Genomic DNA, 26879 nt, shown 5'->3' on the forward strand with positions numbered 1-26879 from the left:
AAGTGACTCGTGGAGAGTCCCCCTCACCCGCCTCGCATCTTCGATGCGATGCGGCCTCTCCCCGCACGCGGGGAGAGGCGAAGAGGGATCACTTCTGCGGCAGGTTCACCCGCACATGCAGCTCGCGGAGCTGCTTGGTGCTGGGTTCGGACGGTGCACCCATCAGCAGATCCATGGCCTGCTGGTTCATCGGGAACAGCGAGATCTCGCGCAGATTGTTGGTGCCGCACAGAAGCATCACGATGCGGTCGACGCCCGCGGCCATGCCGCCATGCGGCGGCGCGCCGTACTGGAAGGCGCGGTACATGCCGCCGAACCGGTCGACCACTTCCTGCTCGCCGTAACCTGCGATCTCGAACGCCTTCACCATCGCTTCCGGCACGTGGTTGCGGATGCCGCCCGAGGCGATCTCGTAGCCGTTACAGGTGATGTCGTACTGGAACGCCTTGATGGTCAGCGGGTCCTGGCCCTTCAGCGCGTCGAGACCACCCTGCGGCATCGAGAACGGGTTGTGCGAGAAGTCGACCTTCTTGTCGTCCTCGTTGTACTCGTACATCGGGAAGTCGACGATCCAGGCGAGCTCGAACCGCTCCTTGTCGGTGAGGTTCAATTCCTCGCCGACCTTGTTGCGGGCGAGACCTGAGAATTTCCAGAACTTGTCGGGGTCGCCGGCGACGAAGAAGGCGGCATCGCCTTCCTTGGTGCCGATCTGCGCGCGGATCGCAGCGGTGCGCTCAGGCCCGATGTTGTTGGCAAGCGGGCCAGCGCCCTCGCCGCCCTCGCGCCACATGATGTAGCCGAGACCGGGTTGGCCTTCACCCTGCGCCCACGAGTTCATGCGGTCGCAGAACGCGCGGCTGCCACCGCCCGGCGCCGGGATCGCCCAGACCTGGTTCTTGGGGTCTTCGAGCATGCGCGCAAAGACCTTGAAGCCGGAGCCGCGGAAATGCTCGGAGACGTCCTGCATCTCGATCGGGTTGCGCAGATCCGGCTTGTCGCTGCCGTATTTGCGCAGCGCTTCGGCGAACGGGATGCGGCGCCAGTTCTTGCTCACCGGCTTGCCCTTGGCGAACTCCTCGAACACGCCGGTGATCACGGGCTCCATCGCCGCGAAGACGTCTTCCTGCGTGACAAAGCTCATCTCGACGTCGAGCTGGTAGAACTCGCCCGGCAGGCGGTCGGCACGCGGGTCCTCGTCGCGGAAGCAGGGCGCGATCTGGAAGTAGCGGTCGAAGCCCGACATCATCAGCAGCTGCTTGTACTGCTGCGGCGCTTGCGGCAGCGCATAGAACTTGCCGGGATGGATGCGCGACGGCACCAGGAAGTCGCGCGCGCCTTCCGGCGAGGACGCAGTCAGGATCGGGGTGTTGAACTCGAAGAACCCCTGCCCCTCCATGCGCCGACGCATCGACTTGATAATTTCGACGCGCGTCATGATGTTCTGGTGCAGCTTCTCGCGGCGCAAATCGAGGAAGCGATACTTCAGGCGGATGTCTTCGGGATATTCCTGATCGCCGAACACCGGCAGCGGCAGGTCGCCGGCCGGACCGAGCACCTCGATCTCGCTGACATAGATCTCGATCTTGCCGGTCGGCAGATCGTCATTGTCGGTCCCCTCGGGGCGGCGGCGGACCTTGCCGTCCATCTTGACCACGAATTCCGAGCGGAGCTTTTCGGCCAGCGCGAACGCCGGCGAGTCCGGATCGACCACGCACTGGGTCAGGCCGTAATGGTCGCGCAGGTCGATGAACAGCACGCCGCCATGGTCGCGAACGCGATGGACCCAGCCCGAGAGGCGAACTGTTTCGCCGATGTTGCTCTCGCGGAGCGCGCCGCATGTATGTGACCGGTAGCGATGCATGGTCGTCCCAAAATCAATGTCGGAGGGGTCGAATCGGACGGCCTGAGACGACCGGTCCGAAGTTGCGGCAGGGTTTACCCGACGAGGCCGGAGGCGGCAACCAAGGGAACGGGCTGTTTTGGGGCCGAAGCTCCCATTTTTGGCCGATTGGGCCCCAAGCCTTTGCCATCAGGCGTTCCCCGCCTATCTTTACCTCCATGACCGTTCATTTCCCCTTCCAGAACTCGTATTCGGCACTGCCGGACAGCTTCTTTGCCCGGGTCGCGCCGACCCCTGTGGCCGCCCCCCGGCTGATTAAGCTGAACCGCCCGCTGGCGGTCCAGCTCGGGCTCGACCCTGACCTGCTGGAGACCCCTGAGGGTGCCGAAATCCTGGCCGGCAAGACGGTTCCCGTCGGCGCCGATCCCATTGCCATGGCCTATGCCGGCCACCAGTTCGGGCAATTCGTGCCCCAGCTCGGCGACGGCCGGGCGATCCTGCTCGGCGAGGTCATCGACAGAGACGGCGTCCGCCGCGACATCCAGCTCAAGGGCTCGGGTCCCACCCCGTTCTCCCGCCGCGGCGATGGCCGCGCCGCGCTCGGGCCGGTGCTGCGTGAATACATCGTCAGCGAAGCCATGTTTGCGCTCGGCATCCCGACCACGCGCTCGCTCGCCGCGGTCGTCACCGGCGAGCACGTCATCCGCGAGACCGCGCTGCCCGGCGCGGTGCTGACGCGTGTTGCCGCGAGCCACATCCGTGTCGGCACCTTCCAGTTCTTTGCCGTCCGCCGCGACACCGGCGCGATCCGCCGGCTCGCCGACCACGTCATCGCTCGTCACTATCCGGACCTGCTCCATGCAGAGCACCCCTATCACGCCCTGCTCGCCGGCGTCGTCGCGCGTCAGGCCGATCTCATCGCGCGCTGGCTGCTGGTCGGCTTCATCCACGGCGTGATGAACACCGACAACAGCTCCATCTCCGGCGAGACCATCGATTACGGCCCCTGCGCCTTCATGGATGCCTACAACCCCGCGCAGGTGTTTTCGTCGATCGACGAGATGGGCCGCTATGCCTATGCCAACCAGCCGCGCATCGCGCTGTGGAATCTGACCCGGCTCGCCGAATGCCTGCTGCCGCTGTTCTCCGACGACCAGGAAAAGGCAGTCGCCGAAGCCCAGGACATTCTCGGCGCCTTCTCAGAGACGTTCAGCAACGCCTATCAAGCAGGCCTGCGCAAGAAGGTCGGCCTGTTCACGGAACGCGACGGCGACGAGGCGCTGATCCAGGACCTGCTGGACGCCATGGCCAAGAACCAGGCCGACTTCACCCTCACCTTCCGCAAGCTCGGTGACGCCGCAGGCAACGAGGCGGGAATCGCCGACGTCCGCGCGCAGTTCATGGACCCCTCAACCTTCGACGACTGGGCCAAACGCTGGCGCGAGCGCACCGCGCTGGAGCCGCAGGCCGCAGCCGAGCGGCAGGCCGCCATGCACGCCGTCGACCCGATCTTCATCCCGCGCAACCACCGCGTCGAGGCCGTGATCCAGGCCGCGGTGAACAACGACGACTACGCGCCGTTCGAAGAGCTGGTGACGGTGCTGGCCAAGCCGTTCGAGGACCAGCCGGACTATGCCGCCTACGCCGATCCGCCGCTGCCGGACCAGCGGGTGCTGCAGACGTTCTGCGGGACGTAGGTGCGTAGGGTGGATTAGCCGAAGGCGTAATCCACCGCTTCTCTCAACCAGACGAGAGTACAGAGGTGGATTACGCTTCGCTAATCCACCCTACGAGCTAACGCGATCGTCACGCCCGCTCACCGAATTCGCCCGCGATCTTGGCGTCACCGCCCCAATCCTCGGGAAATAAGCCAGCCCGCACATCGCGGTGAAATGACGAGTACCGCCAATCGCAAGCCTTCGAGACATGACCGTGCTTGACGGGATTGTAATAGCAATACTCGACGTGGCGAGCGTAGTCGGCTTCGTCTCGGATCAGATGCTCCCAGAACCGGCGTTGCCAGATGCCGCGTTCGTTTCGCGCTGCACGGACAACGCTCAGCCGCTCATTCGCTGGGAGTGCTTCGGCAAATCGCGTCTTGATCAGCCTCCAGCGGACCGAAAAATTGGCATCGTCCGGTGGCAGCTTCCAGATCGCGTGGAGATGATCCGGTAAAACTACGAAAGCATCGATCTCGAAAGGATGGCTCCGGCGCGTTGCGGCGACCGCGTCCCGTAAGATTTCGATGTGGTGGGTCAAAAGAGCTTTCCGCCGATCGAGCAGGTTCACGGTGAAGAACCAGCCCCCTCCGGGGATGAATGCGCGGCGGTAGTCGGACATAGACCATCGATAACACAGCTTGAAGTTGGCTCACAGTGGTGGATTACGCCTTCGGCTAATCCACCCTACGCACCTTCTTACTTCGTCGCCTGCCTGATCCCGCCGAACGACGCCGCGTCGAACTTCTGCGGATCGACGGGATCGTAACGGGACCACTCCATGTCGGGCACGTTGGCATACCGCTCGGCCCAGGCCTTGTTCGTCGTCGTCGTGCCGGGCGCGACGGGGCGGATCTCGAAATGCAGCACTTTGTTCGGGCCGATCTCGCCGATCGTGTCCTTTGCCTTGACGCTCGCGCCCACCGCAAGCGCCTCTCCCTTCGGCCCGACGATGCGGCCAAGCTGGACGTAGCGCGTGTAGACGACGCCGCCATTGGGATAGGTGTGCTTGAGCACGACATAGCGGCCGCAACCGCCGATCACGGGCAGGTCGGCCGGCGCCTGCTCGCTGGTCTCGATCTTGACGACGACGCCGTCCGCCATCGCCGCCACCGGGCCGACTGCCTTGTCGGAGGTGAAATCGACACCGGGATGCTCGTCCTGGGTCCAGCATCCACAGGAGGTCATCGTCTTGTCTGCAGGCTTGTCGGCGCGCGGAAAGCTGCGCGGGGTGAGGAATTCATTGACCAGCAGTCCCGGCCCTTCGGGGGACGTGAAGGCATGGATCGCATAGAGCGAGCTTGTCCCCAACCGGCACCTCCGCCGGCAAGAAGCCGTAGACCACATCCTGGATGAAGACCTTCAGCTCGCGCCCCTTGGCGGAGCGGACCGTGATGCAGTTGGTCGCCTGCAAGGCGTCGGCGTCGGTCTTGGGCATGCCGCTCATGATCAGCGATCGCTTGAGCGCGCCACTTGCGCACGGCTCCCCGTGGGAGGCCAGCGTGACGTCGAGCTTCAGCGGCGACATCGGGTAGACGTCGAGGCCGGTGGCCGGTCGCCGCCGTGCCAGGAACTCGTCGAGATCGGTCTCCTTGTAACGGGCGAAATTGAATTCGGCGCGCGCCGCATCGGGGACGGCGGAGAGGACGACAAGCAGCAGGGAGACGGCAAGCAAACCCAGCTTGGGGAGGCCACGCGGCGGCAACATTTGGAGGTCTCGTGATGCAAATTCGGTGAGCAGTATGAGCAAACCACGACCGCATCTTCGCGGCAAGGTAGACCGCATCTTGCGCCTCAATCGTGAGAGGTCATTCGACCCCAGAGTACGCTCGCCCGGTCGTCCCAAGCATGTCCACACCTTCCACGCGCCGTAGGAACCGCTGTCATCAAACTGAAACACTGGCGCTCTAACGGCCTGTCAGGGACGTCCTGCCGGAGGCGCCCATCCTCCAACAGTCCTGACGCGCCATGCCCTTCAAATTCATCCACATCACCGATACGCATCTCGCGAACCCCGGCCTGAAGCTGTATGGCCTCGATCCGCGCGCCCGGCTGGACGCGGCGGTTGCCGACATCAACAAGCACCAGTCCGATGCTGCCTTCGCGGTCGTGACCGGCGACCTCACCCATTGGGGCGAGCCTGAATCCTACGCCAATTTCGCCGACGCGATGGCCGCGCTGAAAATTCCGTACATCGCCATGGTCGGCAATCACGACAAGCGCGTGGCCTGCCTCGACGGCCTGAAGGCCGCCCCGCGCGACCCGAACGGCTTCGTGCAGGGCACCCGCACCACCGAGCACGGCCTGTTCGTCTTCCTCGACACGCTGGACGAGACCAGCCACGCCGGCGAGATGTGCGCCAAGCGCCTCGGCTGGCTCGCAAGCACGCTGGCGGCCGCGCCCGCCGACATGCCGTTCGTCGTCTTCATGCATCATCCGCCCTTCCCGGTCGGCGTCCACGCGATGGACGAGATCGCACTGGCGCAGAGCGCCGAATTCGCCGAGGTGATCGCGCCCTATCGCTCGCGCATCCGTCACCTCTTCTTCGGCCACGTGCACCGGCCGATCTTCGGCAGCTACGGCAATATCCCGTTCTCGACGCTCCGCGGCACCAACCACCAGGTCTGGTTCGAGCTTGACGCTGCCGCGACCGACCATCTCGCCAGCCATGAGCCGCCGGCCTATGGCGTGGTGCTGATCGACGGCGAGAACCTGGTCGTGCACAGCCACGACTTCCTCGACACCAGTCTGCGCTTTCCATTCGCCGCACCGACGGGAATGAACGACCGCGACTATGCGCTCAATTTCCCGGCGCGATGAGATGAGCCTCGCTGAACCCGCGGCTCTCCCGGTCGCGACTTCGGCGGCACCGCGTCTGCACGTCCTGAAGCGGTTTGTAGGCCGCTTCAACGCCTCGCTGCCTGCCTATCTGTTGCTTCTGCCATCGCTGGTCTTCCTCGCACTGTTCACCTATGGCGCGATGGGTCGCGTGCTGATCGACGCGCTCTACCAGCGCGCGACGCCGAAGGCACCGGTCCGCTTCGTCGGCCTCGACAATGTCAGTGCCGTGCTTGCCGATCCCGCCTTCACCGGCGCGGTCGTCAACAATCTCGTCTACGCCATCGGCACGGCGATCCCGAGCATCGGACTTGCACTGCTGTTCGCGCTGGCGCTGTCGCGCACCAATGCGGTGAGCAGCGCGCTGCGCGCCGCGCTGTTCCTGCCGGTGCTGATCCCGATGGTCGCGGCCTCCGCGCTGTTCCTGTTTATCTTCCTGCCCAATGTCGGCCTGCTCGACTATTACATCGGCCGCCTGCTTCCGGTGGTGCCGAACTGGCTCGGCGACCCCGACATCGCACTTTATGCGATCATGGTGATCACCATCTGGAAGAACGCCGGCTACTACATGCTGTTCTTCCTCGCCGGCCTCCAGGCCGTGCCCGAGGATGTCATGGAAGCCGCGCATCTCGACGGTGCCGGCCCGTTCATGCGGCTGCGCTACATCATCCTGCCAGAGCTCAAGCCCACCTTCCTGTTCGTCATCGTCATCGCCACGCTCAACGCGGTCACGCAGGTCGACCACGTCTTCGTCATGACCAAGGGCGGACCGTCGAACTCGACCAATCTCGTGTTGTTCTACATCTACCAGCAGGCGGTCGAGCATTACGACATCGGCAAGGCCTCGGCGGCAACGCTGCTGACGCTTGCGGCGCTGATGGGCCTCACCGCGCTCTCCTTCCGGACGATGGCCAATCGTGAGGGCGGAGCATGACGCTGATCGACTGGCTGCTTAGGGACGCCCCGCTCGCCACGCGCCGCGAGATCACGCCAAAGCTCGGCTTTCTGCTGACCGTGCTGCTCGCGATCGTTTGGCTGATCCCGTTCCTGTGGATGGGCGTGGCGACGCTGCGCCCGGCGTCGGACGGCATCAACGTGATGGCCGAGCTGATCCCGAGCCTCAAGCCCACGCTCGACAATGTCAGGGATGCCTGGGAGATCGGCGATTTCCCGCGCTACACCCTCAACACCACGATCATCTGCACCGGCATCCTGCTGGTGCAGTTCGTCACGATCACGCTGGCCGGCTTTGCCTTTGCGCGGCTCGAATTCGCCGGCAAGACGCTGATCTTCTACCTGTTCCTGATGCAGCTGATGCTGGTGCCGGTGCTGCTGATCGTGCCGAATTTAAGCCTGGTGGCGCAGCTCGGGCTCTACGACACGCTCGCCGGCGTGATGATGCCGTTCTTCGCCTCGGCCTTCGGCACCTTCCTCATGCGGCAGGCTTTTGAAGCGATTCCGACCGAGCTGGAAGACGCCGCCCTGATCGACGGCGCCAGCCTTCTCCAGCGCATCCGCCACATCTACGTGCCGCTGTCGATGCCGAGCTTCTCGGCCTTCGCCATCATCTCCGTCACCAGCCACTGGAACGACTTCCTGTGGCCGCTGATGGTGATCAATTCGCCGGACAAGCGGCCGCTCACGGTCGGCCTGTCCGTCTTCACCGCAACGGCCGAAGGCACGCAGGCCTGGGGCACGATCGCCGCCGGCACGCTCATGGTGATCGCACCGCTGCTGATCACCTTCCTGATCTTCCAGAAACGCTTCATCAGTTCTTTCGTCACCTCAGGCATCAAATAGGAGATTTTTCGATGCTGTTTTCCCGCAGGCTCATGCTCGGCCTTGCTATGGCAGGCGCCCTCGCCTTCCCGGCAATGGCCGAAGGTCCGACCGAGATCGACCTGTTCTTCCCCGTTCCCGTCGACGGCAAGCTCGCCCGCGACATGGGCACCTTGATCAAGGAGTTCAACGAGACCCATCCGGCGATCAAGGCGACCGCGGTCTACACCGGCTCCTATGACGACACGCTGATCAAGACGCGCGCCGCCATCAAGGCCGGCAAGCCGCCGTCAGCCGTGATCATGTCCGCGAACTTCCTGCTCGACATGCAGATCGAGAACGAGCTCACCAATCTCGACAGCCTGATCGCCGCCGACGGCACCACCAAGGACCAGTTCCTCGGCCAGTTCTTCCCCGCGCTGCAAGGCAACGCGGTGATCAACCGCTCGGTCTACGGCGTGCCCTTCCACAATTCGACGCCGCTGCTCTACATCAACGCCGACAAGGCCAAGGAAGCCGGCCTCGATCCGAGCAAGCCGCCGCAGACCTGGGCCGAGCTCACCGACTGGGCCAAGAAGCTCACCAAGCGCGAAGGCGACAAGGTGACCCAATGGGGCATCGCGATCCCCTGCGCCTATGACTATTGCGGCTGGATGATGGAAACGCTCACCATGACCAATGGCGGGCGCTACTACAACGAGGAATTCGGCGGCGAGGTCTATTACGACACGCCCTCGATGCTGGGCGCGCTGACCTGGTGGAGCGACCTCGTCTACAAGCACAAGGTCCACGCCCCCGGCGCGACGCCCGGCCCGGCCGTCAGCACCTCCTTCATCTCCGGCAATGCCGCGATGATGATGCTCTCGACGGGCTCGCTGACCTATGTGCGCGACAACGCCAAGTTCAACTACAAGGTCGCGTTCATCCCGCGCAACGTCCGCAACGCCGTGCCGATCGGCGGCGCCTCGCTGATCGTTCCGGCCGGTCTCGAAGCCGACAAGCAGAAGGCCGCCTGGACCCTGATCAAGTGGATGACCTCGCCCGAGAAGAGCGCCTGGTGGAGCCGCGCCACCGGCTATTTCGCGCCCAACATGGCCGCCTACAAGACGCCCGACATGGTCGACTTCCTCAACAAGAACCCGGACGCCAAGACCGCCGTCGAACAGCTCGAGGTCGCCAAGCCGTGGTTTGCGACCTACAAGACTGTCCCCGTCCGCAAGACGCTCGAGGACGAGGTGATGCTGGTCCTCAACGGCAAGAAGCAGCCGAAGGAAGCCCTCGTCGCCGCCCAGAAGGCCGCCGACGAGACGCTGAAGCCGTACAATGCGGAGACCTCGCTGAAGCTACCGTAAGGCCAGCGATCAGCCAAACAAGCTCGGCGCTCCACGGTGTGGGGCGCCGAAATCATTTCAGGGGCCGTGATTGCGTCAGTTGCGCCTGCCGTCGAGCCTGAACACCATCTGCGTCGGACGCACGAACCGCAATGCAACCAGCAGCACGGCCATGACGGTGCACATGTAGATGACAGCCATCGCATCGATCGAATAGACCGGCCGCACACCGCCAGCGAAGACGTTGTAATACAGCGCGACGACCAGGGTCTGTGATCCCCCGCCCGCGAGCAGAAACGCCAGCTCGAAGTTCGAGATCGTATTCACGAGAACCAGCAGGCCCGCTGTCAAAATGCCGGGCAGCATCAGCGGCAACAGGATGCGGCGGAATATCTGCAGCCGGCTCGCGCCGAGCATCTGGGCCGACCATTCAAGGTTCAAGCTGATCTGCTCGAAGAACGGCAACAGGATGAAGACCGCAAGAGGAACCATGGGGACGAGCACGGCGAGAATGACGCCAATGACCGTCCCGCCGACACCAAACCCATAAAGCGTCGTGGCAAGCGGAATGCCGTAGGTCATCTGCGGGATCAGCAGCGGCAGGAAGTAGAGCAGCAGCAGGACCGGCTTGGCGTTGAAATTCCGCCGCGCCAGCACGTAGGCGGCCGGAAATCCGATCGCGAGCGCGATGAAGACCACGGCCAGCGCGATGAACAGCGTGATGAAGAGAACATGGGAGAGCTCGAACTCCCGCCAGGCGTAGGTAAACCAATCCGTCGTGAACGCCGGCGGCAACGGCTTGCCGAACCAGCGTTTGGCGAACGAGCTCACCACGACATGCGTCACGATGCCGAGCAGGTTCAGGATGAACCCCAGCAGGAACAGGTAGATCGCCAATTTCCACATCCGTCCGCGCATCTGCTTCCCCTCAGCGTTTGCCGACGCCCATGGTTGTTGCAATCGTCATCCGGCGGCGCACCAGCACGATGACCACCAGCGCCGCGAGCTGGCAGAGCCCCATGATGACCGCGATCGCGGATGCGTAGGACATGTCATATTGCTCGAAGGCCTGCTGGTAGGCCGCGATCGAGATCGTCCGCGTCGAACCGGCCGGCTGGCCAACCATCACCGCGGATGGAAACACGGCAAAGCTCATCACGAAGACGAGGGCAAACGCGATGATCAGGCCCGGTGCGATCAACGGGAACATGACGCGCCGGAAGATGGTCCAGGGCCCGGCGCCCAGCATGCGTGCGGAGCTTTCCAGGCTCGGGTCGATGCCGGAGATGTAACCGAGCAACATCAGGAAGCAGAACGGAAAGTTCTGCATGAACAGCGAGAAGGTGACGCCGATCGAATTATGCGTCAGCTCGAGCGGGTTCTGGATCAATCCGACCGCAAGCAGCAACTGGTTGAGCCAGCCATTGTGGCCGTAGAAGCCGAGGATCCCTTCCGACAGGAAGACGACACCGAGCGAGATCGGAAGCACGAGAATGGTCGTGATGGTGCGCTCGAACCAGATGCCACGCCGCATGCCGTATGCGAGGAACAGCGCAACCGACACGACCGCGACCGTCGTCGGCAACGCCAACATGAAGGTCGTCTTGATCGTATTGTACTGGTAGGCGTCGTTGAAGAACGCGACATAGTTCGAGAATATCCCGGCGTCGCGCTTCTTCGGCTGCAGGCTGATGTAGATCCCGTAGAGGAACGGGTAGACGAACATCGCGAGCACGTAGAGCAGCGACGGCGCAAGACAGAGGATCGCGACGAGGTCCAGTTCGCTGCGAGAATCAGAGCGGATGCGGGCCACGATCTGTCCCCTCACTCGCGACGCAGCAGGACGAATTTGTCCGCCGGCAAGGTCAGATCCAGCATCTCGCCCAATACGAGCTTCTCGTGCGAGCGGACCCAGAGCCTTGCGTCGCCATTGAGCGCGATCTCGGCCTCCTGCTCGCGTCCGAGATACTCGACCAGCTCGACCTTGCCGCGCAGCACATTGACGCCATCACCAGACTTGCCGAGACGCACATCTTCCGGCCGGATGGCCAGAACGGCGTGCTCGCCCGGGCGGAAGCTATCCCTGGCCCTGGCCTGCAGGATTTGTCCCTTGAAACCGGCTTCGATCATACCGCCCGCTTCCTTGCCGAGCGTCACATCGAGGAAATTTCGAAAGCCCATGAAATCCGCCACGAAGACGTTCTTGGGACGGTCGTGGATTTCCTGCGGCGTCCCGACCTGCATGAGCACACCTTCGCGCAGCACGACGATGCGGTCGGAGAGCGAGAGAGCTTCGGCCTGGTCGTGGGTGACGTAGATAGAGGTCAGGCCCAGCTGTGCGTGCAGCTGCTTGATCTCGGCGCGCATCTCGACGCGGAGCTTTGCGTCAAGGTTGGACAACGGCTCGTCGAACAGCATCAACCGAGGGTGCAGCACAAGAGCGCGCGCGATGGCGACACGCTGCTGCTGTCCGCCCGAGAGCTGACCGGGATAGCGGTCTTCATAACCGGCAAGACGCACCAGACCGAGCATGTCCCGCACGCGCTGCTCGATTTCCGCAGACGGCCGCTTCTGGAGAGAGAGGCCGAAGGCGACGTTGCCGAACACAGTCAGATGCGGAAACAGCGCGTAGTTCTGGAACACCATGCCGAACCCGCGCTTTTCGGGCGAGACATCGTCAATCCGTCGTCCGTTGAGATGGATCTCGCCGTCGCTCGGCGGCACCAGGCCTGCGATGATGCCGAGTGCCGTGGACTTTCCGCACCCGCTCGGCCCCAGGAAGGTGACGAACTCGCGGCCGCCGACCTCCAGCGGAAAGTGGTCGAGCACCACCTTGCCGCCATAACGCTTGGTGATCGACATCTGCAGCTTATCGATAGAGTCGGCCATTCCCCGCCCCGCATACGCGCGCGAGGGCCGCACCTGCGCGCCCTCGCATCTTGGTCCCGGTTGTTGTTATTTCTTGACCTGATCGGCGCCGACCTCACGGTCCCACCGTTCCATCGCGTAGCTCAGCTCGGTCACGCCCAGCGGAGGCGATACCTTCCATTTGGTCCCGATCTGATCATATTCAGGACGCCAGAACTCCTTCACCTCGTCCTGGATATCCTTGGGCGCCGATGCGAGGGCTGCGGCCTTCACGACCGGCCCGATGAAGGCCCTCCAGGTGAGCGCCTGCTGCTCCGGCTTCCACATGAACTTCATGAGGTCGACGATGACATCGACCTGTTCCTGCGGCACGCCCTTCGGGATGCACCAATAATGGCCGTCCACCACGAACGTCGTGTTCTCCAAAATTGCGATCTTCGAGTCCGGCGGGATCACGCTCTGCGCGCGCGGCTTCATGTCCCATTCCATGATCCCGGCGATCATCCAGCGTTGCCCCTGGGCGAATTCCTTCAACGTGATCGCGGTACCGGTCGGATAATATTCGACGGACTTGCCGAGCTCTTTCAGGAAATCCCAGCTCTTGTCCCAGCCCTTTTCGGGGTCGAGCGGCTTGGAGTCCCCAAGAATGAAGGCAAAGCCCTGGAGGATCGCGCGGCCCGGCCCGCTGTTCGCCGGACGCGCATACATGAATTTGCCCGGGTTCGCCTTCACCCAAGTCAGCAATTCCTGCGCGGTCTTCGGCGGGCTCGGCACCTTCGCCGGATTGTAGATCAGCACCGGTCCACCGGCATTGCCGACTGACGGAATCAGGACGCCCTTGCCCTCGTCGTAAAGCGCCTTGCCCGCATCGGTGAGGCCGTCGCGCGGAAAGCTCTTCTGATAATCGGGGATGGCGATGAGCTGGCCGTTCTGGGCCAGCAGTGCGCCGCCATCCTGCCCGGTCAGCACCAGATTGATATCGAGGCGTCCGGCGTCCTGCTGCGCCTTGATCTTGGCCGGAAGCTCCGGCGCGGGCGCGCGCTGGATTCTGATCTCGCTGACCTTGTCCGGATTCGCCTTCTTGTAGTTCTCGATGATGGTCTGCACCGAGGCCAGGTCACCGCCGGTATCGATGATCGAAAGACTGACCGGAGCGGCCAGGGCTCCGCTGCAAAGACACGCCCCCAACAGGGCGGCGACCATTGGGGTTGCTGACCTCGGTTTCATTCTCGCCTCCCACGCGCTTTATTTTTTGCGCAACTTGTTATTTATTTGTAAGGCAAGCATCGACGAAATCTTCGCTGGTTGTCAAGCGGTCTGTTCTTCAGCTGTTTCGAACTGCCGGCCGAGCGCCTTGTGCACGGACTGAAATGTCAAAAATTTGTTTGGAAGCCGAACGCAAAACCGGGCGGAGCCGGACTTGAAAAAGCCTGCGATGAAATCCGCGGAGTTGCCGCTGTCGTCCTCGACGGGACGATTGAGCGACCGGATCTACGACCATGTGCTCGGTCAGATCGCGATCGGCATCCTTCCCGTGAACTGCCGGCTACCGCCCGAGAATGGCCTTGCCGAACTCCTCGGCGTTTCGCGGCCCGTCGTTCGCGAGGCGCTGACGCGATTGCGCGACGACGGGCTGATCGCATCACGCCAGGGCGCGGGCTGGTTCGTGACGCGGCGCCCGGCCGCCAATGCCTTCGACTTCGCGCCTGTCAGCAGCATCCCCGACATCCAGCGCTGCTTCGTGTTCCGGATGGCCGTCGAGGGCGATGCCGCGGCCCTCGCCGCACGCAACCGGGACCGGCAAAGCCTGCGCCGCATTCAGCAGGTCCTGACCAGGCTGGATACGATGGTCGCCCAAGGGCGCGAGGGCGGCCTTGGTGTCGAGGAAGATCTCCTCTTCCACCGCACGATTGCGGAGGCGAGCGGCAACCGGTTCTTTGTCGAGACGCTGACGTCGTTGAGGGAGCAGATCGCCATTGGCGTCAATCTCAACCGCAACCTGTCGCTCATTCAGCCGCGCGGTCGCATTCTGAGGGGACAGCAGGAGCATCGCCGCGTGTTCGAGGCCATCGAGGCACAAGACGAGGACGGCGCCCGCCGCGCCATGCGCACGCATGTCGAAAATGCCCGCAAGAGAATATTCGAGGGAGGCTGATCGCCGCGACGTGAGCCACGCGCCGCGCGCGGTTAGATCGTCACCACGATCTTGCCGAACTGATTGTTCGACTCCAGGAAGCGATGCGCCTCGACGATCTCCTCGAACCGGAACGTCCTGGCGATCACCGGCTTCAAGCGGCCGTCTGTTAGGCCGTCGAGGATGAACGCCTTTGCCCGCGCAAGGCGCACGGGATCGCGGATGATCTCGTGCACGAGGTAGCCGCGCAGGACCAGACTCTTGGTCAACACGTTGAAGAGCGGGAACGGCGTCGGCGCGGGGCTCAGCCCGCCATACTCGATCAGGATACCGCCCGATGACATCGCCGCAGTCAGCGGCTCGAATGCCGGACCGCCGACGGCGTCAAACACCACGCGGACGCCGCTCGCACCGGCGATCTCCGCGAGCCGCGCTTCGATGTCCTCCTCCTGCGAGGCGATCACGTGGGCGGCGCCGGCACTGCGCAGGGCGCGCCGCTTGGCCGAGGTCCGCGTCAGGGCGACCGGGACAGCGCCGATCCGGTTCGCGATCTGGATGGCCGCAAGCCCGACGCTGCTCGACGCCGCCGTGATGGCGACGACATCCCCTCGCCCAAGTCCGGCGATGTCGACCAGCGCGCCGTAGGCCGTCAGATACTGCATCCACACCGCGGCCGCGACCTCGAAGCCAAGCTCGGGGGGATGCTTCACGACGAGCTCGGCCGGAAACGTCGCGAGCTCGGCATAGGCCGGCCATCGCACCATCGACAGCGGCGGCACAATGCTGACCGCCCCTCCCGGCGCAAAGCCGGCCACGCCTTCGCCGATGGCCTCGACGATACCCGCCGCCTCCAGGCCAAGGCCGGACGGAAATGTCGCGGTCTCGATATAGCTGCCCGTCCGCAACAGCGCCTCCGCACGGTTGAGACCGAGCGCCCTGACCCGGATCTGAACCTCGCCCTTCGCCGGCGGTGGAACGTCAACCGTCTCGATGCGCAGCACTTCGGGACCGCCATGCCGGTGAAAGCGAACGACGCGCGCCATGGAACACTCCAAAACAGTTGAACTGAATGGAGCTATGCCGATCCCACCGAAGTGGATAAATGGCCCAAATACGCGAACAGTCGAAACCAGGAGTTTTCAATCATGGACCGCCTGACCAGCATGGCCGTATTCGTCCGGGCCGTCGAACTCGGCTCGTTCGCGGCCGCGGCCGACGCCCTGGAGATGTCGGGGCCGATGGTCGGCAAGCATGTGCGCTTCCTCGAAGAACGCCTCGGAATCCGCCTCCTCAACCGCACCACGCGGCGCCAGAGCCTGACCGAGGCTGGCCAGGCCTATTACGAGCGCTGCCGCGCGGTGCTCAGCGAGGCCGAAGCCGCCGACGCCGTCGTGGCCGATGAACTCTCCGCGCCGCGTGGCAGGCTGCGCGTGACCATGCCTGCCCTGCTCGGACGGCACTGCATCGCCCCTCTGTTGATGAAGCTCGCGCGAAAATATCCGCATCTCGATCTCGACCTCTCCTTTGGCGATCCGATCGCTGACATCATCGAGGCCGGCTATGATCTTGCGATCCGGACCGGCGATCTCGACGACCAATCCGGTCTGATCACGCGGCGCATCGCAAGCCAGCGCATGGTGGTGTGCGGCGCGCGGTCCTATTTGCGCGCCAACGGCAAACCGAAATCGCTCGACGATCTCGCCGCGCATCAGGCGATCATCTATCGCCGCTCTGGACGCGTCCGGCCGTGGCTGTTTCCGCAAGCCGACCAGCCGGCACGCGAGATCATGCCTTCAGGCAGGCTGAGGCTCGACGATATGGAGGCGATCGCGGACGCCGCCGCACAGGGCATGGGACTCGCCTGGCTACCTTATTGGCTGGTCCGCGAGCGTCTCAACAGCGGCGCGCTGGTCGGCCTCCTCGAAGGCCAACCCGAATTCCTCTACGACTGCCACGCGCTGTGGCCCCGTTCGCCCCGGATTCCGCCAAAAGTCCGTGTCGCTGTGGACGCGCTCGCCGCCGCCTTGCCGAAGCTCATGGGGTGATCGTTAACCCCCTGTCCACCATCCGGCTTGCCGTGCGGCCGGTAACCACGAGCATTAACAGACCCTCAACGTACCCCCGACAAATCTATCAATGTTTCTGGAGATTTCGCCGTGGATCTGTTGGTTTTCGAGTTCCTGGGGCTGGCGCTGGTCGCCATGTGCGTGGTCGTGGTGGCGCTGCCCTGCGCGCGCAAATCCTCGCACCGGATCCGTTACGAATAGGAATTTCGTCGGAAACAGGCGATTCCGGCCCGATGCAAGGCTCGAATTCGCTTAGAGCCCCTTGACATCACAGCGCTTTCGGCAGAACGGCTGATACCAAGTGTCATGGGCCGTTCATGGATTTGATTACCACCACCGCTGACCTCGCGGCTGCCTGCAGCCGGCTGGCCAAGCACCCCGTTATTACAGTCGATACCGAGTTCCTGCGCGAAACCACCTACTACCCGCTGCTGTGCGTGGTGCAGATGGCCAGCCCCGAGGAAGCGATCGTCATCGACACCCTGGCCGAGGGGATCGACCTCAAGCCGTTCTTCGACCTGATGGGCAACGAGGGCGTGCTGAAGGTATTCCATGCCGCCCGCCAGGACATCGAGATCATCTGGCACCAGGCCAACATCATCCCGCACCCGGTGTTCGACACCCAGGTCGCGGCCATGGTGCTCGGCTACGGCGACAGCATCGCCTATGACGCGCTGGTCGAGAAGGTCACGGGCCACCGCCCGGACAAGACCCACCGCTTCACCGACTGGTCGCGCCGGCCGCTGACGAAAGAGCAGATGCACTACGCGGTGTCCGACGTCACGCACCTGCGCGACGTGTTCGCCGCGCTCGATGCCGACCTCAAGAAGCGGCGCCGCAGCGAATGGGTCTCCATCGAGATGGAGGTCCTCACCTCGCCCAGGACCTACGACTTCCATCCCGAGCGCGCCTGGGAACGGCTGAAGACGCGGGTCCGCAAGCCCAAGGACCTCGCGGTCTTGATGGAGGTCGCGGCCTGGCGCGAGCAGGAAGCGCAGAGCCGCGACGTGCCGCGCGGCCGCGTGCTGCGCGATGAAGCCATCAGCGACATCGCGACCCACGCGCCGAACACGCTGGAGAAGCTCGCCCATCTGCGCTCGGTGCCGAAGGGGTTCGAGAAATCCAAATGGGGCGCGGACATCGTCGCCGCGGTCGAGCGCGGGCTGGCGCGGGATTTCGCGACGCTGCCGAAGCTGGAGAAGCCGCGCAACAACAACAACGGCGCCGCCATCGTCGAGCTGTTGAAGGTGCTGCTGCGCATGACCGCGGAGCGCCACGCGGTCGCCAGCAAGGTGATCGCCACCGTCGACGATCTCGAAGAGATCGCAGCTGACGACGAGGCCGACGTCCCCGCCTTGCGCGGCTGGCGCCGCGAGCTGTTCGGCGATGCCGCGCTGAAATTGAAGCGCGGCGAGCTGGCGCTGGCGATCGAGAAGGGCCGCGTGATCGGGGTTCAGCGGACGTAGGCGGCCAGCGAGATCATCCCGAGCGCCGACGGAGCCAAACCCTCATCCTGAGGAGCGCGGAACGCGCGTCTCGAAGGATGAAGGCCCGGCCCTTGGCCTCGCCCTTCGAGACGCGCGCAAAGAGCGCGCTCCTCAGGGTGAGGGTCAGCTAACTCCGATGCCGCTCTACGCCGGCGTCAGCTTCGCCACTTCCGGCTTCATGTCGTTCAGCACGCCCGTGATCGCCGCGATCAGCTCGTCGATCTGGGCCTTGGTGACGATCAGCGGCGGGCAGATGGCGATGGCATCCAGCATGTTGCGCGAGATCACGCCGCGCTCCTGGAGCATGCGGCTGGCGATGCCGCCGACGGCGCCGGGCGTGCTGGCGGCGGTCTTGCGTCCCTTGTCGAGCACGAGCTCGATCGCCGCGATCATGCCGACGCCGCGGACCTCGCCGACCAGCGGATCGCTGGTGAGCTCGCGCAGCTTGCCCTGCATGTAGCCGCCGAGCTCGGCGGCGTGCGCGACCAGGCCGCGCTCCTCGATGATCTTGAGATTCTCCAGCGCAATGGCCGAACCGACGGGATGGCCGCCCGCAGTGAAACCGTGGCCGAGCACGCCGATCTTGTTGCTCTCGTCCGCGATCGGCTCGAACATGCGATCGTTCAGGATGATCGCCGACAGCGGGAAATAGCTCGAGGTGATCTGCTTGGAGACCACCATCACGTCCGGCTTGATGCCGTAGGTCTCGCAGCCGAACATCTTGCCGGTGCGGCCGAAGCCGCAGATGACCTCATCTGCGACCAGCAGGATGTCGTACTTCTTCAGGACGGCCTGGATCTTCTCCCAATAGGTCGCCGGCGGCACGACGACGCCGCCCGCGCCCATCACCGGCTCGCCGAAGAAGGCCGCGATCGTATCCGGGCCTTCCTTCTGGATCAGCGCGTCGAGTTCCTCGGCCCGGCGCGTCGCGAACGCCTCCTCGCTCTCACCGGGGGCGCCGTCCTTGTAGAAATGCGGCGAGCCCGTGTGCAGGATGTTGGGCAGCGGCAGATCGAACGAGCGGTGGTTGTTCGGCAGGCCGGTGAGGCTGGCGGACGCAATGGTGACGCCGTGATAGGCGCGCATCCGGCTGATGATCTTCTTGCGCTGCGGCTGGCCAAGCGAATTGGAGCGATAGGCGATCAGCTTGAGGACGGTGTCGTTCGCCTCCGAGCCGGAATTGGTGAAGAACACCTTGCTCATCGGCACCGGCGCGAGCGCCACCAGCTTCTCGGCGAGGTCGATCGAGGGCCCGTGCGATTTGGCGGAGAACGTATGGTAGAACGGCAGCGCCAGCATCTGCTTGTGCGCCGCCTCGACCAGCCGCTTCTCGTTGAAGCCGAGCCCGACGCTCCACAGGCCGGCCATGGCCTCGAAATAGCGCTTGCCCGACGCGTCGAACACGTAAGGACCCTCGCCGCGCTCGATCACCAGCGGACCGGCCTGCTGATGCGCGCGCGCGTTGGTATAGGAATGGAGTTGGTAGGCCACATCCCGGGCCTCTTGCGAATTGGGCAGCATGGACATTGCGGGATTCCTCAACGGTGCGTCATTGGAGGTCATGACGCAGACCTGTCCAAACGACGAGCTTGTCCAAAGAAAACGTCGACATCTTGGCTATTGCGGCAGGCCGCAACTTGCAACGTCATTTCGTTGGCAACAAGCGCACACGAGCGTTGCAGGAAAGCAGCGCTGGCACTTCGGCACAGGAGATATCGCCTCGGCTAGCCTCGCCGTGCCAGCACGAAGGCCGCCCCCGCGGCGATCAATGCCGGGACGGCCGCAGCGCCAAACAGCGGCTGCGGTCCCATGTCGCGGGCCAGCATGACGCCGCCGATCAGAGGCCCCACGATCGAGCCGATGCGGCCGATGCCCAGCGCCCAGCCCACGCCGGTCGATCTGATCGCCGTCGGATAGAAGGTCGCCGTCAGCGCGTTCGAGGCGATCTGTCCCCCGACGATGCAAAATCCCGACGCGAAGATCGCGATCGTGACCAGCACGATCGAATGGCTGGCCATGCCGACGGCCGCAACCGCGACCGCCGCCCCGAGATAGGTCAGCGACAACGCGCGAAACGAGAAGCGGTCGATGAACTGGCCGAGCGTGAACGTGCCGACCACGCCGCCGACCTGGAGCATCGCACCAATCGCGGCCGCCCCCGAAACCGACACGCCGAGATCGTTCAGCACGGTGGGCAGCCAGTTCGACAGCAAATACAGGTCGAGCAGGCTCATGAAGAACACGACCCAGAGCAGAACCGTCACCGATGCGCGGCCCTCTGCAAACAAATGCGCGACGGGCAATCCCGACAATTTGGGCTCCTGGACTACGAATTTGGCATTGCCGGCGAAGGATACCCCCCGGGGCCATCTTTTGCAGGAGGTTCGCCACCTCGCGGTCGCGGCCGCCCATCATCGCCAGGAACCGGATCGACTCGGGCAACGCCTTGAAGAGGAAAGGCAGAAGCAGCAGCGGCACGAGGCCGCCGACGAGGAACACCGAGCGCCAGCCGAAAGCGGGGATCATGGCGGCTGCCAGCAGCCCGCCCAGGGCCGCACCGATCGAAAAGCCTGCGAACATGATCATGACCATGGTGGCGCGGCGGCGATGCGGGCTGAACTCGGAGGTCAGCGCAATCGCATTGGGCATTGCACCGCCGAGACCAAGACCGGTCAGAACGCGCAACGCGATCAGCCAGGTCGTGTCCACCGCGAACACGGTGAGCAGCGTCCCGATGCCGAACACCAGCACGCTTGCGAGGATGATGCGGCGGCGACCGATCCTGTCGGCCATCGGACCGAAGATCAGGGCGCCGATCATGAGACCCAGAAGCCCCGCGCTGAACACCGGTCCGAGGCTCCCGCGTGCCAGCTTCCATTCCTGCGCGACTGCAGGCGCGACATAACCGATGGCCTGGGTGTCGAAGCCGTCGATGAACAGCACCGCGGCGCAGACGAGCAGAACCCGGATCTGAAAGGCGCCGACCCGCTGACGATCGACATAGGCGGGAACGTCGACCGTGCCCGACACGATCCCATCCGTAGCTGTGACGGCCATGCCCAACCCCTCCCCGGCAGCTCATGCACTATTATTCTTCTTAAAATCTCTTATAGTGAGATTATAACGAAGGCAAGCCACTGCCGTGCCGCCGTTTTGCGGCCGACGCGAATGCGGGTATCACGGCGAATACGCGAAGCTGGATCGAATCTCACTTGGTCAAAGCAAACAGTCAGGATCGGGTTCTTGCCGTGCTCGATCTCTTCACCGAGGCACGGCCGCAATGGTCGCCCGAAGAGCTCATGAAGGAGCTCGGCTACACAAGGCCGACGCTGTATCGCTATCTGAAGAGCTTGAAGGACAGCGGCTTCGTGATGCCGACGCGCGGCGGCCGGTTCGCGCTTGGCCCGCGCGTGGTGGAGATGGACTATCTCAGCCGCCGTTCCGATCCGCTGATCGCAGCGGCCACCCCGCATCTGGAGCGGCTGTCGGCCGCGCACCCCTGTACGGCCCTGGTCGTGCGCTGGTACGGCGAAAAGATGCTGTGCGTGGCTTCAATCGCCTCCGTCGTGAATCCCGTGAGCAGCTATCCGCGCGGCCGACCGATGGCGATGGGACGCGGCGCAATCGCGCGCTCGATCATGGCCTTTCTGCCCAAGCAGCGCGTGATGCCACTGGTGACGCGCTATGCCGCCGATCTGCGTAGTGTCGGCGTCGGCGACACCTCCGACGAAATCCTGGCAGCGCTGAAACGCGTGCGGCGCGCCGGCGTCGCCGTTGCCTTTGGCGAAGTGACACCGGGCGCGGTCGGGATCGCCGCGCCGATCCTCGATGCGGGCTACCCGATCGCAAGCCTCTGCATCACGATCGCCGGACCACATGCCAAGGGCGAGTTGATCGATCGCATCAGCGCGGAGGTCCGCGAAGCGGCCCGGCAGATCTCCGAGGCTTCGACAGAATAATCTCATTATTTGAGATTTCACTTGACGAGATCTGTGCGACATCTCATGAGGACGAGCGATCGCGCCTCGCGCGATGACAATCGTGGGGAAGCGATGTGAGGCAGGCTTCAGCGGATAGCAACGCGCCCGTCGTGATCGTCGGCGGCGGACCGGTCGGGATGGGTCTGGCGATCGGCCTTGGCCAGCGCGGCATCAAGACCATCGTCGTGGAACGCCACGAACAGCCGCAGCCGATCCCCAAGGGACAGAACCTCACGCAGCGGACGATGGAGCATTTCCATTTCTGGGGCGCGGAGGCAGCGCTGCGCGCGGCCCGCACCATTCCTCCCGACTACGGCATCGGCGGAATGACCAGCTACGAGACGCTGCTCAGCGGCTACAATTACAACTGGCTGCAGCGCGAGCTCGTCCGCCCCTTCTATTTCACCGACAACGAACGCCTGCCGCAATACGCGACCGAAGCCGTGTTGCGGCAACGGGCGGCACAGCTTCCCTCCATTGACCTGCAATACGGCTGGACCTGCCGGGATGTCCGGCCTGACGCCGAGGGCGTGGGCCTCGACATCGAAAATCGCGACGGGATGATGCAGAGCCTTCGCGCCGACTACGTGATCGGCTGCGATGGCAGCCGATCGATCGTGCGCGAGCGCGCCGGCATCACCCAGACCCGCTCCGACCACGATCGGCTGATGGTGCTGCTGGTGTTTCGCTCCGTCGAATTGCATCGACTGCTCGAGGCCTTTCCAGGCAAGTCGTTCTACAGCGTGTTGCATCCGGACCTCGAGGGCTATTGGAAGTTCTTCGGCCGGGTCGATCTCGGCAGCACCTGGTTCTTCCATGCCCCCGTTCCCGCGGACACCACCGCCGACAATTTCGATTTCCGACGCTTGCTGCACGATGCCGCCGGCGCACAATTCGACATCGAATTCGAGCACATCGGATTCTGGGATCTTCGCTTCACGGTCGCGGACAGCTACCGCGCCGGCCGCGTCTTCGTCGCCGGAGATGCCGCGCACAGCCATCCGCCCTACGGCGGCTATGGCATCAACACCGGCTTCGAGGACGCCGCAAATCTGGCGTGGAAGCTCGCCGCGACGCTGCAAGGCTGGGCGCCAGCCGGTCTGCTCGACAGCTACGATGCCGAGCGGCGTCCGGTGTTTGCGTCCACTGCGCGCGATTTCATCGAGACTCCGATCTTCCGCGACCGCGATTTTCTTCGCCGGCACGATCCGGCGCGCGATCGGGCGGATTTCGAGGCCGCCTGGCACGAGCGGCACTCCGGCGCGCGCGCCGAGGTCAACGCCTTCGAGCCGAATTACGAGGGGTCACCAATCGTCTTTGGTCCGGCCGGCGCTGTCTGCAGCGCGATCGGCTCGCACGCCTATCCGGCGCGCGCAGGTCATCATCTCACCCCGCAACCTCTGTCGTCAGGCAACAACGTGTTCGAGGAATTGGGCGACGGCTTCACCTTGATCGATCTGACGGACGGCGCCGCGGCAACAGCTCTCGAGCAAGCCGCCGCGCGGCTTGGCATCCCGCTGAGGGTGATCAGGGACACCGCATCAGGCGGACGCGAGAAATACGAGGCGCGGCTGATCCTGGTGCGGCCCGATCAATTCGTCGCCTACGCGGGCGACAGCGCTGATGACGCATCCGATATCCTGATGCGCGCCATCGGCCGATCCTGAGAGAAACGCTTTCGCCGCAGGCCCACAACCCTACGCCGCGCCGTCGTCATCCTCTTCGTCGGCAGCGCGAGCGGCTTCCCTCACCTCCACCAGCGCCATCGAGAGCAGATAGACGGTCGTGGGCAAGCCGACGCGGCGCGCCGTCTCCACGGCACGCGACAAATCGCTCGCCAGCTCCTTGAGCTCGTCCCCCCGTGACAATGTCCCACCCCATCCATCCGCCGACCACGGCCGCCTAGACCGCGATGGCGCCGCTGGTTCTGATCAGTTCGGCGCTGGCATGGACTGTAGCAAAATTCCCGATCACATTCACCACCGACTGTTTGTAGACGGCGGCATCGCCCGTGCCCGGCTGCCGGCAGGCCACGGCGTCAGTGACGATCTGGTAGCGATGGCTGCGGTGAAACCCGTCGACGGCGGTGGCCAGGATGGTTTCGTCCAGGGAAAAGCCGACCAGAATGCAGCGCACATTGCGGATATTGGACATGTAGTCCACGAACCGCGAAGAGCTGTAGGCCGACGGCAGCGGGTGCTCGAAAGTCATTTCGCCGGGTCGCGGCTTCGCCTCCGCGATCCAATCGGTCAGCCTGGATGCCGGATTGAACCACGCCGCCTGGGCGATGCGCTTCAGATGCATCACCGGCCAGAGATTGGTGCGCCACAGTGTCAGGAGCTCCAGGCAGTGCACGGTGGCGGCTTCGCCGTCGAGGATGACATGGCGACGCCCGGGGGTCAGATATTCGACCTGGAGATCCGCACAGACCAGGATCGACGGATCATCGGTAATGGAAGCCAGCATTGTCTTGCGCAGAGCTGCACCAATTTCAGTGATCGGCGAGTGCGAGGTCCCGTAGCGGCGAGGTCACCGCCCGCCCCGCGGATGCGTCGAGCACGCCGGGCCGGTCCCAATCGCCCTCGGGACGGATGATCACATAGGGATCGCTGTCCAGCGTGATGGCGTCCGGCCCCGGCTCGATCTCCAGCAGCATCTCCGTGTAGGAGAAATCCGAGAAGGTGATCTTGCGGTTGTGACCGAGCGGCTTGGCGCCGAAATGAGCCCAGAAATCGACCAGCCGGTCCTGCGCCTGGCCGTAGATCTTGCGAAAGCCCTTGCGCTTCACATAGTCGACGCTCGCCTGAACCAGCTTGAACGAGACGCGCGAGCGCCGATATTGATGACGCACCGCGAGCCGCTCCACCTTGGCGAAATCCCCGAAGAAGCGTACCCGCAGGCAACCCGCAGGCTCGTTGCCGACGTAGCCGATGAAGTGCGCTGCGACCATGTCGTTGCCGTCGAACTCCTCGTCGAACGGACAATCCTGCTCAGCGAGATAGACCGCCGCGCGAATGGCGGTGACCAGCATGAGGTCGTTGGGATCGCGCGCGAGGCGAATGGTGATGGCGCGGGAGTCGGGCTTGGCGAGGGGCATCCTAGTGCCGTGCATCTGCAAAACTCCTTGTTTGGATGATCGCGCCCGGCATCTGCATCGGTTGCCGATGCCAGGGCCGCTCGTAACACCAGAGATCGGGCTGGAAGCTCGGGACGGGGTCGAATCCCGTCGCCTTCATGATGTCGCGTCCGGCCACGGTTGACGGCTGCGCATAGCAATCCGCGCCGCGAAACCTTACCTGACGTAGATGAGCCGCGGCCTTGCCGAGACCAGCGATACCCCGGCCTGTCGCCGCGATCGCCCAGATGTAGATCGCTGCAACGTCTTCCTTCGCGGAAGCGAGATAGCGCGTCTCGGGTGCGGTCAGGCAGATCTCGTCGAGCAGCAGCGCATCGTGTCCGCGGTCGTTGAGGAACAAGAAGGCCATGCCGCCGACCAGATTGCCCTTGCGACTGAACGTCAGGATGCTCTGAGGATCGAACGTGAAATATCGCGCAAGCTCTGCCGTTCCGATCTGCACACCCGGTACCAGCCGGTGCGCCATTTCAGAAAGCGCAGCAATTTCGGAAGATTGCGCACATCGGACATCGACGTCCGGACTGAGCGGCAATGCATCGAAATCATGCCTTGCGGCAAAGGAGCCCCTTTCCATACTCATGTCACCCCTCTATCGTTCGAGGATTTAGTGCCCCGCTATGACGATGACCTTAGCGGTTGGGGATCTGGCGTATGCAGCAGTTATTGCACCGGGGTGCTGCTTTGATGCAGCACCGTGAAGAAGCCCTGGACGCGTCCTGGGACGATTTGAAACTCTTTTTAGCGTGCGCAAAATATAAAAGTTTCCGCAACGCGGCCGAAGAACTCGGCCTCACCTCCACCACGCTGATGCGCAGGATCGACCGGCTCGAAGAGAGCATCGACTGCAAGCTGTTCCTGCGCGACCAGAGCGGACTGACGCTCAGCGATGAAGGCGCTGCGATGATCGCCGACGTCGCGCATATGGAGCGTCATGCCTTCAACGTCTTCCGGCGTGCCTCGCGATCGTCGAACGACACGTCAGGCACCGTGCGTGTCGCGGTGACGGAAGGCCCCGGCAATTTCTGGATCCTGCCGCGGCTGATCGATTTCCAGAAGACCTATCGCAAGATCACCGTCGATCTGCGCTGCGCGATGGAGCAGGCCGACGTCGCCCGGCTTGAATCCGACATCGCGATCCAGCTCGAGCCGCCGACCAATCCCGACCTGATCGTCGCCAAGCTCGGCCGCCTGCACATCTATCCCTTCGTCTCCAGGGAATACGAGAGCCTCTACGGCGTGCCGGCGTCCCTCGCCGAGTTGAAGAACCATCGCATCATCAAGCAGAGCGCGCCGCAGGTCGACGACGGCGCCTACGCGCGCGTGCTTGGACTGAAGTCGCTCGAAGGCATCGTCGGGATCAAGACCAACTCTTCGGTCGGCGTGCTCTATGCGGTGGAGCGCGGCGCCGGCATCGGCTTCCTGCCGACCGTGTCGATCGCGCTCGGCGCACCGCTCGTTGCCGTCGATCTGGGCGTCAGCCACCACGCCGATCTCTGGCTCACCTATCACAAGGAATTCCGCAACTCCGAGCGCCACAAGATCGTGGTCGACTGGCTGAAGAAGATCTTCGATGCCAAGACCTATCCCTGCTTCCGCGACGAGTTCATCCATCCGAATGCGCTGGTGCCAATGATGACGGCCGCGCGCGAGGGCTTTGGGCTAACGGGTTATGTCGCGGCAACGCCGACGTAGACGCAGGGCG

General features: G+C 64.0%; 26 protein-coding genes and 1 pseudogene. 11 read left to right on the forward strand and 16 right to left on the reverse strand.

Annotated elements, in window-relative coordinates:
• Positions 1–88: 88 nt before the first annotated feature.
• On the reverse strand, positions 89–1861 hold the full coding sequence (gene aspS / locus ABIB99_RS33695) for an aspartate--tRNA ligase (protein ID WP_354179740.1): 1773 nt from the start codon (positions 1859–1861) through the stop codon (positions 89–91).
• Between the two features lie 197 nt (positions 1862–2058).
• On the opposite strand from aspS, the gene ABIB99_RS33700 reads away from it, so the two are divergent.
• Entirely contained in the window at positions 2059–3537 is a 1479-nt protein-coding gene (locus ABIB99_RS33700) for a protein adenylyltransferase SelO (RefSeq protein WP_354179742.1), read from the forward strand.
• A gap of 109 nt (positions 3538–3646) precedes the next feature.
• Here the strand turns inward: ABIB99_RS33700 and ABIB99_RS33705 are convergent, their stop codons facing one another.
• From ABIB99_RS33705 to ABIB99_RS33715, 3 genes are all read right to left on the reverse strand, one after another.
• Positions 3647–4180 carry an REP-associated tyrosine transposase gene (locus ABIB99_RS33705; protein ID WP_354179744.1) on the reverse strand — a complete coding sequence of 178 codons (534 nt, stop codon included), beginning with the start codon at positions 4178–4180 and terminating at the stop codon, positions 3647–3649.
• Between the two features lie 77 nt (positions 4181–4257).
• On the reverse strand, positions 4258–4869 hold the full coding sequence (locus ABIB99_RS33710) for a M23 family metallopeptidase (RefSeq protein WP_354179746.1): 612 nt from the start codon (positions 4867–4869) through the stop codon (positions 4258–4260).
• Entirely contained in the window at positions 4799–5266 is a 468-nt protein-coding gene (locus tag ABIB99_RS33715; protein ID WP_354179748.1) for a hypothetical protein, read from the reverse strand. The genes ABIB99_RS33710 and ABIB99_RS33715 overlap by 71 nt, the downstream gene beginning before the upstream one ends.
• A gap of 260 nt (positions 5267–5526) precedes the next feature.
• On the opposite strand from ABIB99_RS33715, the gene ABIB99_RS33720 reads away from it, so the two are divergent.
• From ABIB99_RS33720 to ABIB99_RS33735, 4 genes are read left to right on the forward strand one after another with little or no spacing between them, the layout of a single operon-like run.
• Entirely contained in the window at positions 5527–6378 is an 852-nt protein-coding gene (locus ABIB99_RS33720; protein WP_354179750.1) for a phosphodiesterase, read from the forward strand.
• A 1-nt stretch (position 6379) separates the two neighbouring features.
• The gene (locus ABIB99_RS33725) at positions 6380–7330 is read left to right on the forward strand and encodes a carbohydrate ABC transporter permease (RefSeq protein WP_354179752.1); all 951 of its coding nucleotides are present in this window, start codon (positions 6380–6382) and stop codon (positions 7328–7330) included.
• Positions 7327–8196, forward strand: a complete 870-nt coding sequence (locus ABIB99_RS33730; protein WP_085402888.1) for a carbohydrate ABC transporter permease — start codon at positions 7327–7329, stop codon at positions 8194–8196. The genes ABIB99_RS33725 and ABIB99_RS33730 overlap by 4 nt, the downstream gene beginning before the upstream one ends.
• A gap of 11 nt (positions 8197–8207) precedes the next feature.
• Positions 8208–9527 carry an ABC transporter substrate-binding protein gene (locus tag ABIB99_RS33735; RefSeq protein WP_166352816.1) on the forward strand — a complete coding sequence of 440 codons (1320 nt, stop codon included), beginning with the start codon at positions 8208–8210 and terminating at the stop codon, positions 9525–9527.
• A 75-nt stretch (positions 9528–9602) separates the two neighbouring features.
• Here the strand turns inward: ABIB99_RS33735 and ABIB99_RS33740 are convergent, their stop codons facing one another.
• The 4 genes from ABIB99_RS33740 to ABIB99_RS33755 all read right to left on the reverse strand — a co-directional run bounded on the left by ABIB99_RS33740 (position 9603) and on the right by ABIB99_RS33755 (position 13601).
• Positions 9603–10424 carry an ABC transporter permease gene (locus ABIB99_RS33740; protein ID WP_014495741.1) on the reverse strand — a complete coding sequence of 274 codons (822 nt, stop codon included), beginning with the start codon at positions 10422–10424 and terminating at the stop codon, positions 9603–9605.
• Between the two features lie 10 nt (positions 10425–10434).
• Entirely contained in the window at positions 10435–11319 is an 885-nt protein-coding gene (locus tag ABIB99_RS33745; RefSeq protein ID WP_354122119.1) for an ABC transporter permease, read from the reverse strand.
• Between the two features lie 11 nt (positions 11320–11330).
• A complete protein-coding gene (locus ABIB99_RS33750; RefSeq protein WP_354179755.1) occupies positions 11331–12395 on the reverse strand; it encodes an ABC transporter ATP-binding protein in 1065 nt (354 codons plus the stop codon).
• Positions 12396–12461: 66 nt separating this feature from the next.
• Positions 12462–13601, reverse strand: a complete 1140-nt coding sequence (locus ABIB99_RS33755) for an ABC transporter substrate-binding protein (protein WP_354179757.1) — start codon at positions 13599–13601, stop codon at positions 12462–12464.
• Between the two features lie 193 nt (positions 13602–13794).
• Here ABIB99_RS33755 and ABIB99_RS33760 point away from each other — a divergent pair, with 193 nt between their 5' ends.
• Entirely contained in the window at positions 13795–14529 is a 735-nt protein-coding gene (locus ABIB99_RS33760; RefSeq protein WP_199877100.1) for a FadR/GntR family transcriptional regulator, read from the forward strand.
• Between the two features lie 32 nt (positions 14530–14561).
• Here ABIB99_RS33760 and ABIB99_RS33765 read toward each other — a convergent pair whose 3' ends face one another.
• The gene (locus ABIB99_RS33765) at positions 14562–15551 is read right to left on the reverse strand and encodes a zinc-dependent alcohol dehydrogenase family protein (RefSeq protein WP_354179759.1); all 990 of its coding nucleotides are present in this window, start codon (positions 15549–15551) and stop codon (positions 14562–14564) included.
• A gap of 102 nt (positions 15552–15653) precedes the next feature.
• Here ABIB99_RS33765 and ABIB99_RS33770 point away from each other — a divergent pair, with 102 nt between their 5' ends.
• Together ABIB99_RS33770 and rnd are read left to right on the forward strand one after the other, a co-directional pair.
• Entirely contained in the window at positions 15654–16553 is a 900-nt protein-coding gene (locus tag ABIB99_RS33770) for a LysR family transcriptional regulator (RefSeq protein ID WP_354179761.1), read from the forward strand.
• A gap of 338 nt (positions 16554–16891) precedes the next feature.
• Positions 16892–18040 (forward strand): ribonuclease D, encoded by a 1149-nt coding sequence (rnd, locus tag ABIB99_RS33775; protein WP_071914589.1) that lies wholly within the window; start codon positions 16892–16894, stop codon positions 18038–18040.
• Positions 18041–18205: 165 nt separating this feature from the next.
• On the opposite strand, the gene ABIB99_RS33780 is transcribed toward rnd, so the two are convergent.
• The 3 genes and pseudogenes from ABIB99_RS33780 to ABIB99_RS33790 form a co-directional block, all read right to left on the reverse strand.
• Positions 18206–19588 (reverse strand): aspartate aminotransferase family protein, encoded by a 1383-nt coding sequence (locus ABIB99_RS33780; protein WP_354179764.1) that lies wholly within the window; start codon positions 19586–19588, stop codon positions 18206–18208.
• A 197-nt stretch (positions 19589–19785) separates the two neighbouring features.
• Positions 19786–20325 carry an MFS transporter gene (locus ABIB99_RS33785; RefSeq protein WP_354179766.1) on the reverse strand — a complete coding sequence of 180 codons (540 nt, stop codon included), beginning with the start codon at positions 20323–20325 and terminating at the stop codon, positions 19786–19788.
• 166 nt (positions 20326–20491) lie between these two features.
• Positions 20492–21118: pseudogene (locus tag ABIB99_RS33790) on the reverse strand (MFS transporter); the annotation flags it as partial.
• A gap of 191 nt (positions 21119–21309) precedes the next feature.
• Between ABIB99_RS33790 and ABIB99_RS33795 the strand changes: the two are divergent.
• Both ABIB99_RS33795 and ABIB99_RS33800 read left to right on the forward strand, forming a co-directional pair.
• Complete coding sequence (locus ABIB99_RS33795) at positions 21310–22020, forward strand: IclR family transcriptional regulator (RefSeq protein ID WP_354179768.1); 711 nt, start codon at positions 21310–21312, stop codon at positions 22018–22020.
• 95 nt (positions 22021–22115) lie between these two features.
• Complete coding sequence (locus ABIB99_RS33800; RefSeq protein WP_354179770.1) at positions 22116–23708, forward strand: FAD-dependent monooxygenase; 1593 nt, start codon at positions 22116–22118, stop codon at positions 23706–23708.
• A gap of 30 nt (positions 23709–23738) precedes the next feature.
• Here the strand turns inward: ABIB99_RS33800 and ABIB99_RS33805 are convergent, their stop codons facing one another.
• The 4 genes from ABIB99_RS33805 to ABIB99_RS33820 are packed head-to-tail and all read right to left on the reverse strand — an operon-like array spanning position 23739 to position 25757.
• Positions 23739–23909 (reverse strand): hypothetical protein, encoded by a 171-nt coding sequence (locus tag ABIB99_RS33805; RefSeq protein ID WP_354179772.1) that lies wholly within the window; start codon positions 23907–23909, stop codon positions 23739–23741.
• Between the two features lie 34 nt (positions 23910–23943).
• Positions 23944–24507, reverse strand: coding sequence for an isochorismatase family protein (locus ABIB99_RS33810; RefSeq protein WP_354179774.1), 564 nt, complete (start codon positions 24505–24507; stop codon positions 23944–23946).
• A gap of 25 nt (positions 24508–24532) precedes the next feature.
• Entirely contained in the window at positions 24533–25153 is a 621-nt protein-coding gene (locus tag ABIB99_RS33815; RefSeq protein WP_354179776.1) for a GNAT family N-acetyltransferase, read from the reverse strand.
• A complete protein-coding gene (locus tag ABIB99_RS33820) occupies positions 25140–25757 on the reverse strand; it encodes a hypothetical protein (RefSeq protein ID WP_354179778.1) in 618 nt (205 codons plus the stop codon). The genes ABIB99_RS33815 and ABIB99_RS33820 overlap by 14 nt, the downstream gene beginning before the upstream one ends.
• A 71-nt stretch (positions 25758–25828) precedes the next feature.
• Here ABIB99_RS33820 and ABIB99_RS33825 point away from each other — a divergent pair, with 71 nt between their 5' ends.
• Positions 25829–26869: a LysR family transcriptional regulator gene (locus ABIB99_RS33825; protein ID WP_028147769.1), complete on the forward strand. Its 1041-nt coding sequence runs from the start codon at positions 25829–25831 to the stop codon at positions 26867–26869.
• Positions 26870–26879 lie beyond the last annotated feature (10 nt).

Source organism: Bradyrhizobium sp. LA6.1 (assembly GCF_040547805.1).
Lineage (GTDB): Bacteria > Pseudomonadota > Alphaproteobacteria > Rhizobiales > Xanthobacteraceae > Bradyrhizobium > Bradyrhizobium barranii.

Bases quoted from the DNA above. Each gene is read 5' to 3' on its own strand.
- aspS (WP_354179740.1), bottom strand. From the start codon at position 1,861: ATGCATCGCTACCGGTCACATACATGCGGCGCGCTCCGCGAGAGCAAC.
- ABIB99_RS33700 (WP_354179742.1), top strand. From the start codon at position 2,059: ATGACCGTTCATTTCCCCTTCCAGAACTCGTATTCGGCACTGCCGGAC.
- ABIB99_RS33705 (WP_354179744.1), bottom strand. From the start codon at position 4,180: ATGTCCGACTACCGCCGCGCATTCATCCCCGGAGGGGGCTGGTTCTTC.
- ABIB99_RS33715 (WP_354179748.1), bottom strand. From the start codon at position 5,266: ATGTTGCCGCCGCGTGGCCTCCCCAAGCTGGGTTTGCTTGCCGTCTCC.
- ABIB99_RS33720 (WP_354179750.1), top strand. From the start codon at position 5,527: ATGCCCTTCAAATTCATCCACATCACCGATACGCATCTCGCGAACCCC.
- ABIB99_RS33725 (WP_354179752.1), top strand. From the start codon at position 6,380: ATGAGCCTCGCTGAACCCGCGGCTCTCCCGGTCGCGACTTCGGCGGCA.
- ABIB99_RS33730 (WP_085402888.1), top strand. From the start codon at position 7,327: ATGACGCTGATCGACTGGCTGCTTAGGGACGCCCCGCTCGCCACGCGC.
- ABIB99_RS33735 (WP_166352816.1), top strand. From the start codon at position 8,208: ATGCTGTTTTCCCGCAGGCTCATGCTCGGCCTTGCTATGGCAGGCGCC.
- ABIB99_RS33740 (WP_014495741.1), bottom strand. From the start codon at position 10,424: ATGCGCGGACGGATGTGGAAATTGGCGATCTACCTGTTCCTGCTGGGG.
- ABIB99_RS33750 (WP_354179755.1), bottom strand. From the start codon at position 12,395: ATGGCCGACTCTATCGATAAGCTGCAGATGTCGATCACCAAGCGTTAT.
- ABIB99_RS33755 (WP_354179757.1), bottom strand. From the start codon at position 13,601: ATGAAACCGAGGTCAGCAACCCCAATGGTCGCCGCCCTGTTGGGGGCG.
- ABIB99_RS33765 (WP_354179759.1), bottom strand. From the start codon at position 15,551: ATGGCGCGCGTCGTTCGCTTTCACCGGCATGGCGGTCCCGAAGTGCTG.
- ABIB99_RS33770 (WP_354179761.1), top strand. From the start codon at position 15,654: ATGGACCGCCTGACCAGCATGGCCGTATTCGTCCGGGCCGTCGAACTC.
- rnd (WP_071914589.1), top strand. From the start codon at position 16,892: ATGGATTTGATTACCACCACCGCTGACCTCGCGGCTGCCTGCAGCCGG.
- ABIB99_RS33780 (WP_354179764.1), bottom strand. From the start codon at position 19,588: ATGTCCATGCTGCCCAATTCGCAAGAGGCCCGGGATGTGGCCTACCAA.
- ABIB99_RS33810 (WP_354179774.1), bottom strand. From the start codon at position 24,507: ATGCTGGCTTCCATTACCGATGATCCGTCGATCCTGGTCTGTGCGGAT.
- ABIB99_RS33815 (WP_354179776.1), bottom strand. From the start codon at position 25,153: ATGCACGGCACTAGGATGCCCCTCGCCAAGCCCGACTCCCGCGCCATC.
- ABIB99_RS33820 (WP_354179778.1), bottom strand. From the start codon at position 25,757: ATGAGTATGGAAAGGGGCTCCTTTGCCGCAAGGCATGATTTCGATGCA.
- ABIB99_RS33825 (WP_028147769.1), top strand. From the start codon at position 25,829: ATGCAGCAGTTATTGCACCGGGGTGCTGCTTTGATGCAGCACCGTGAA.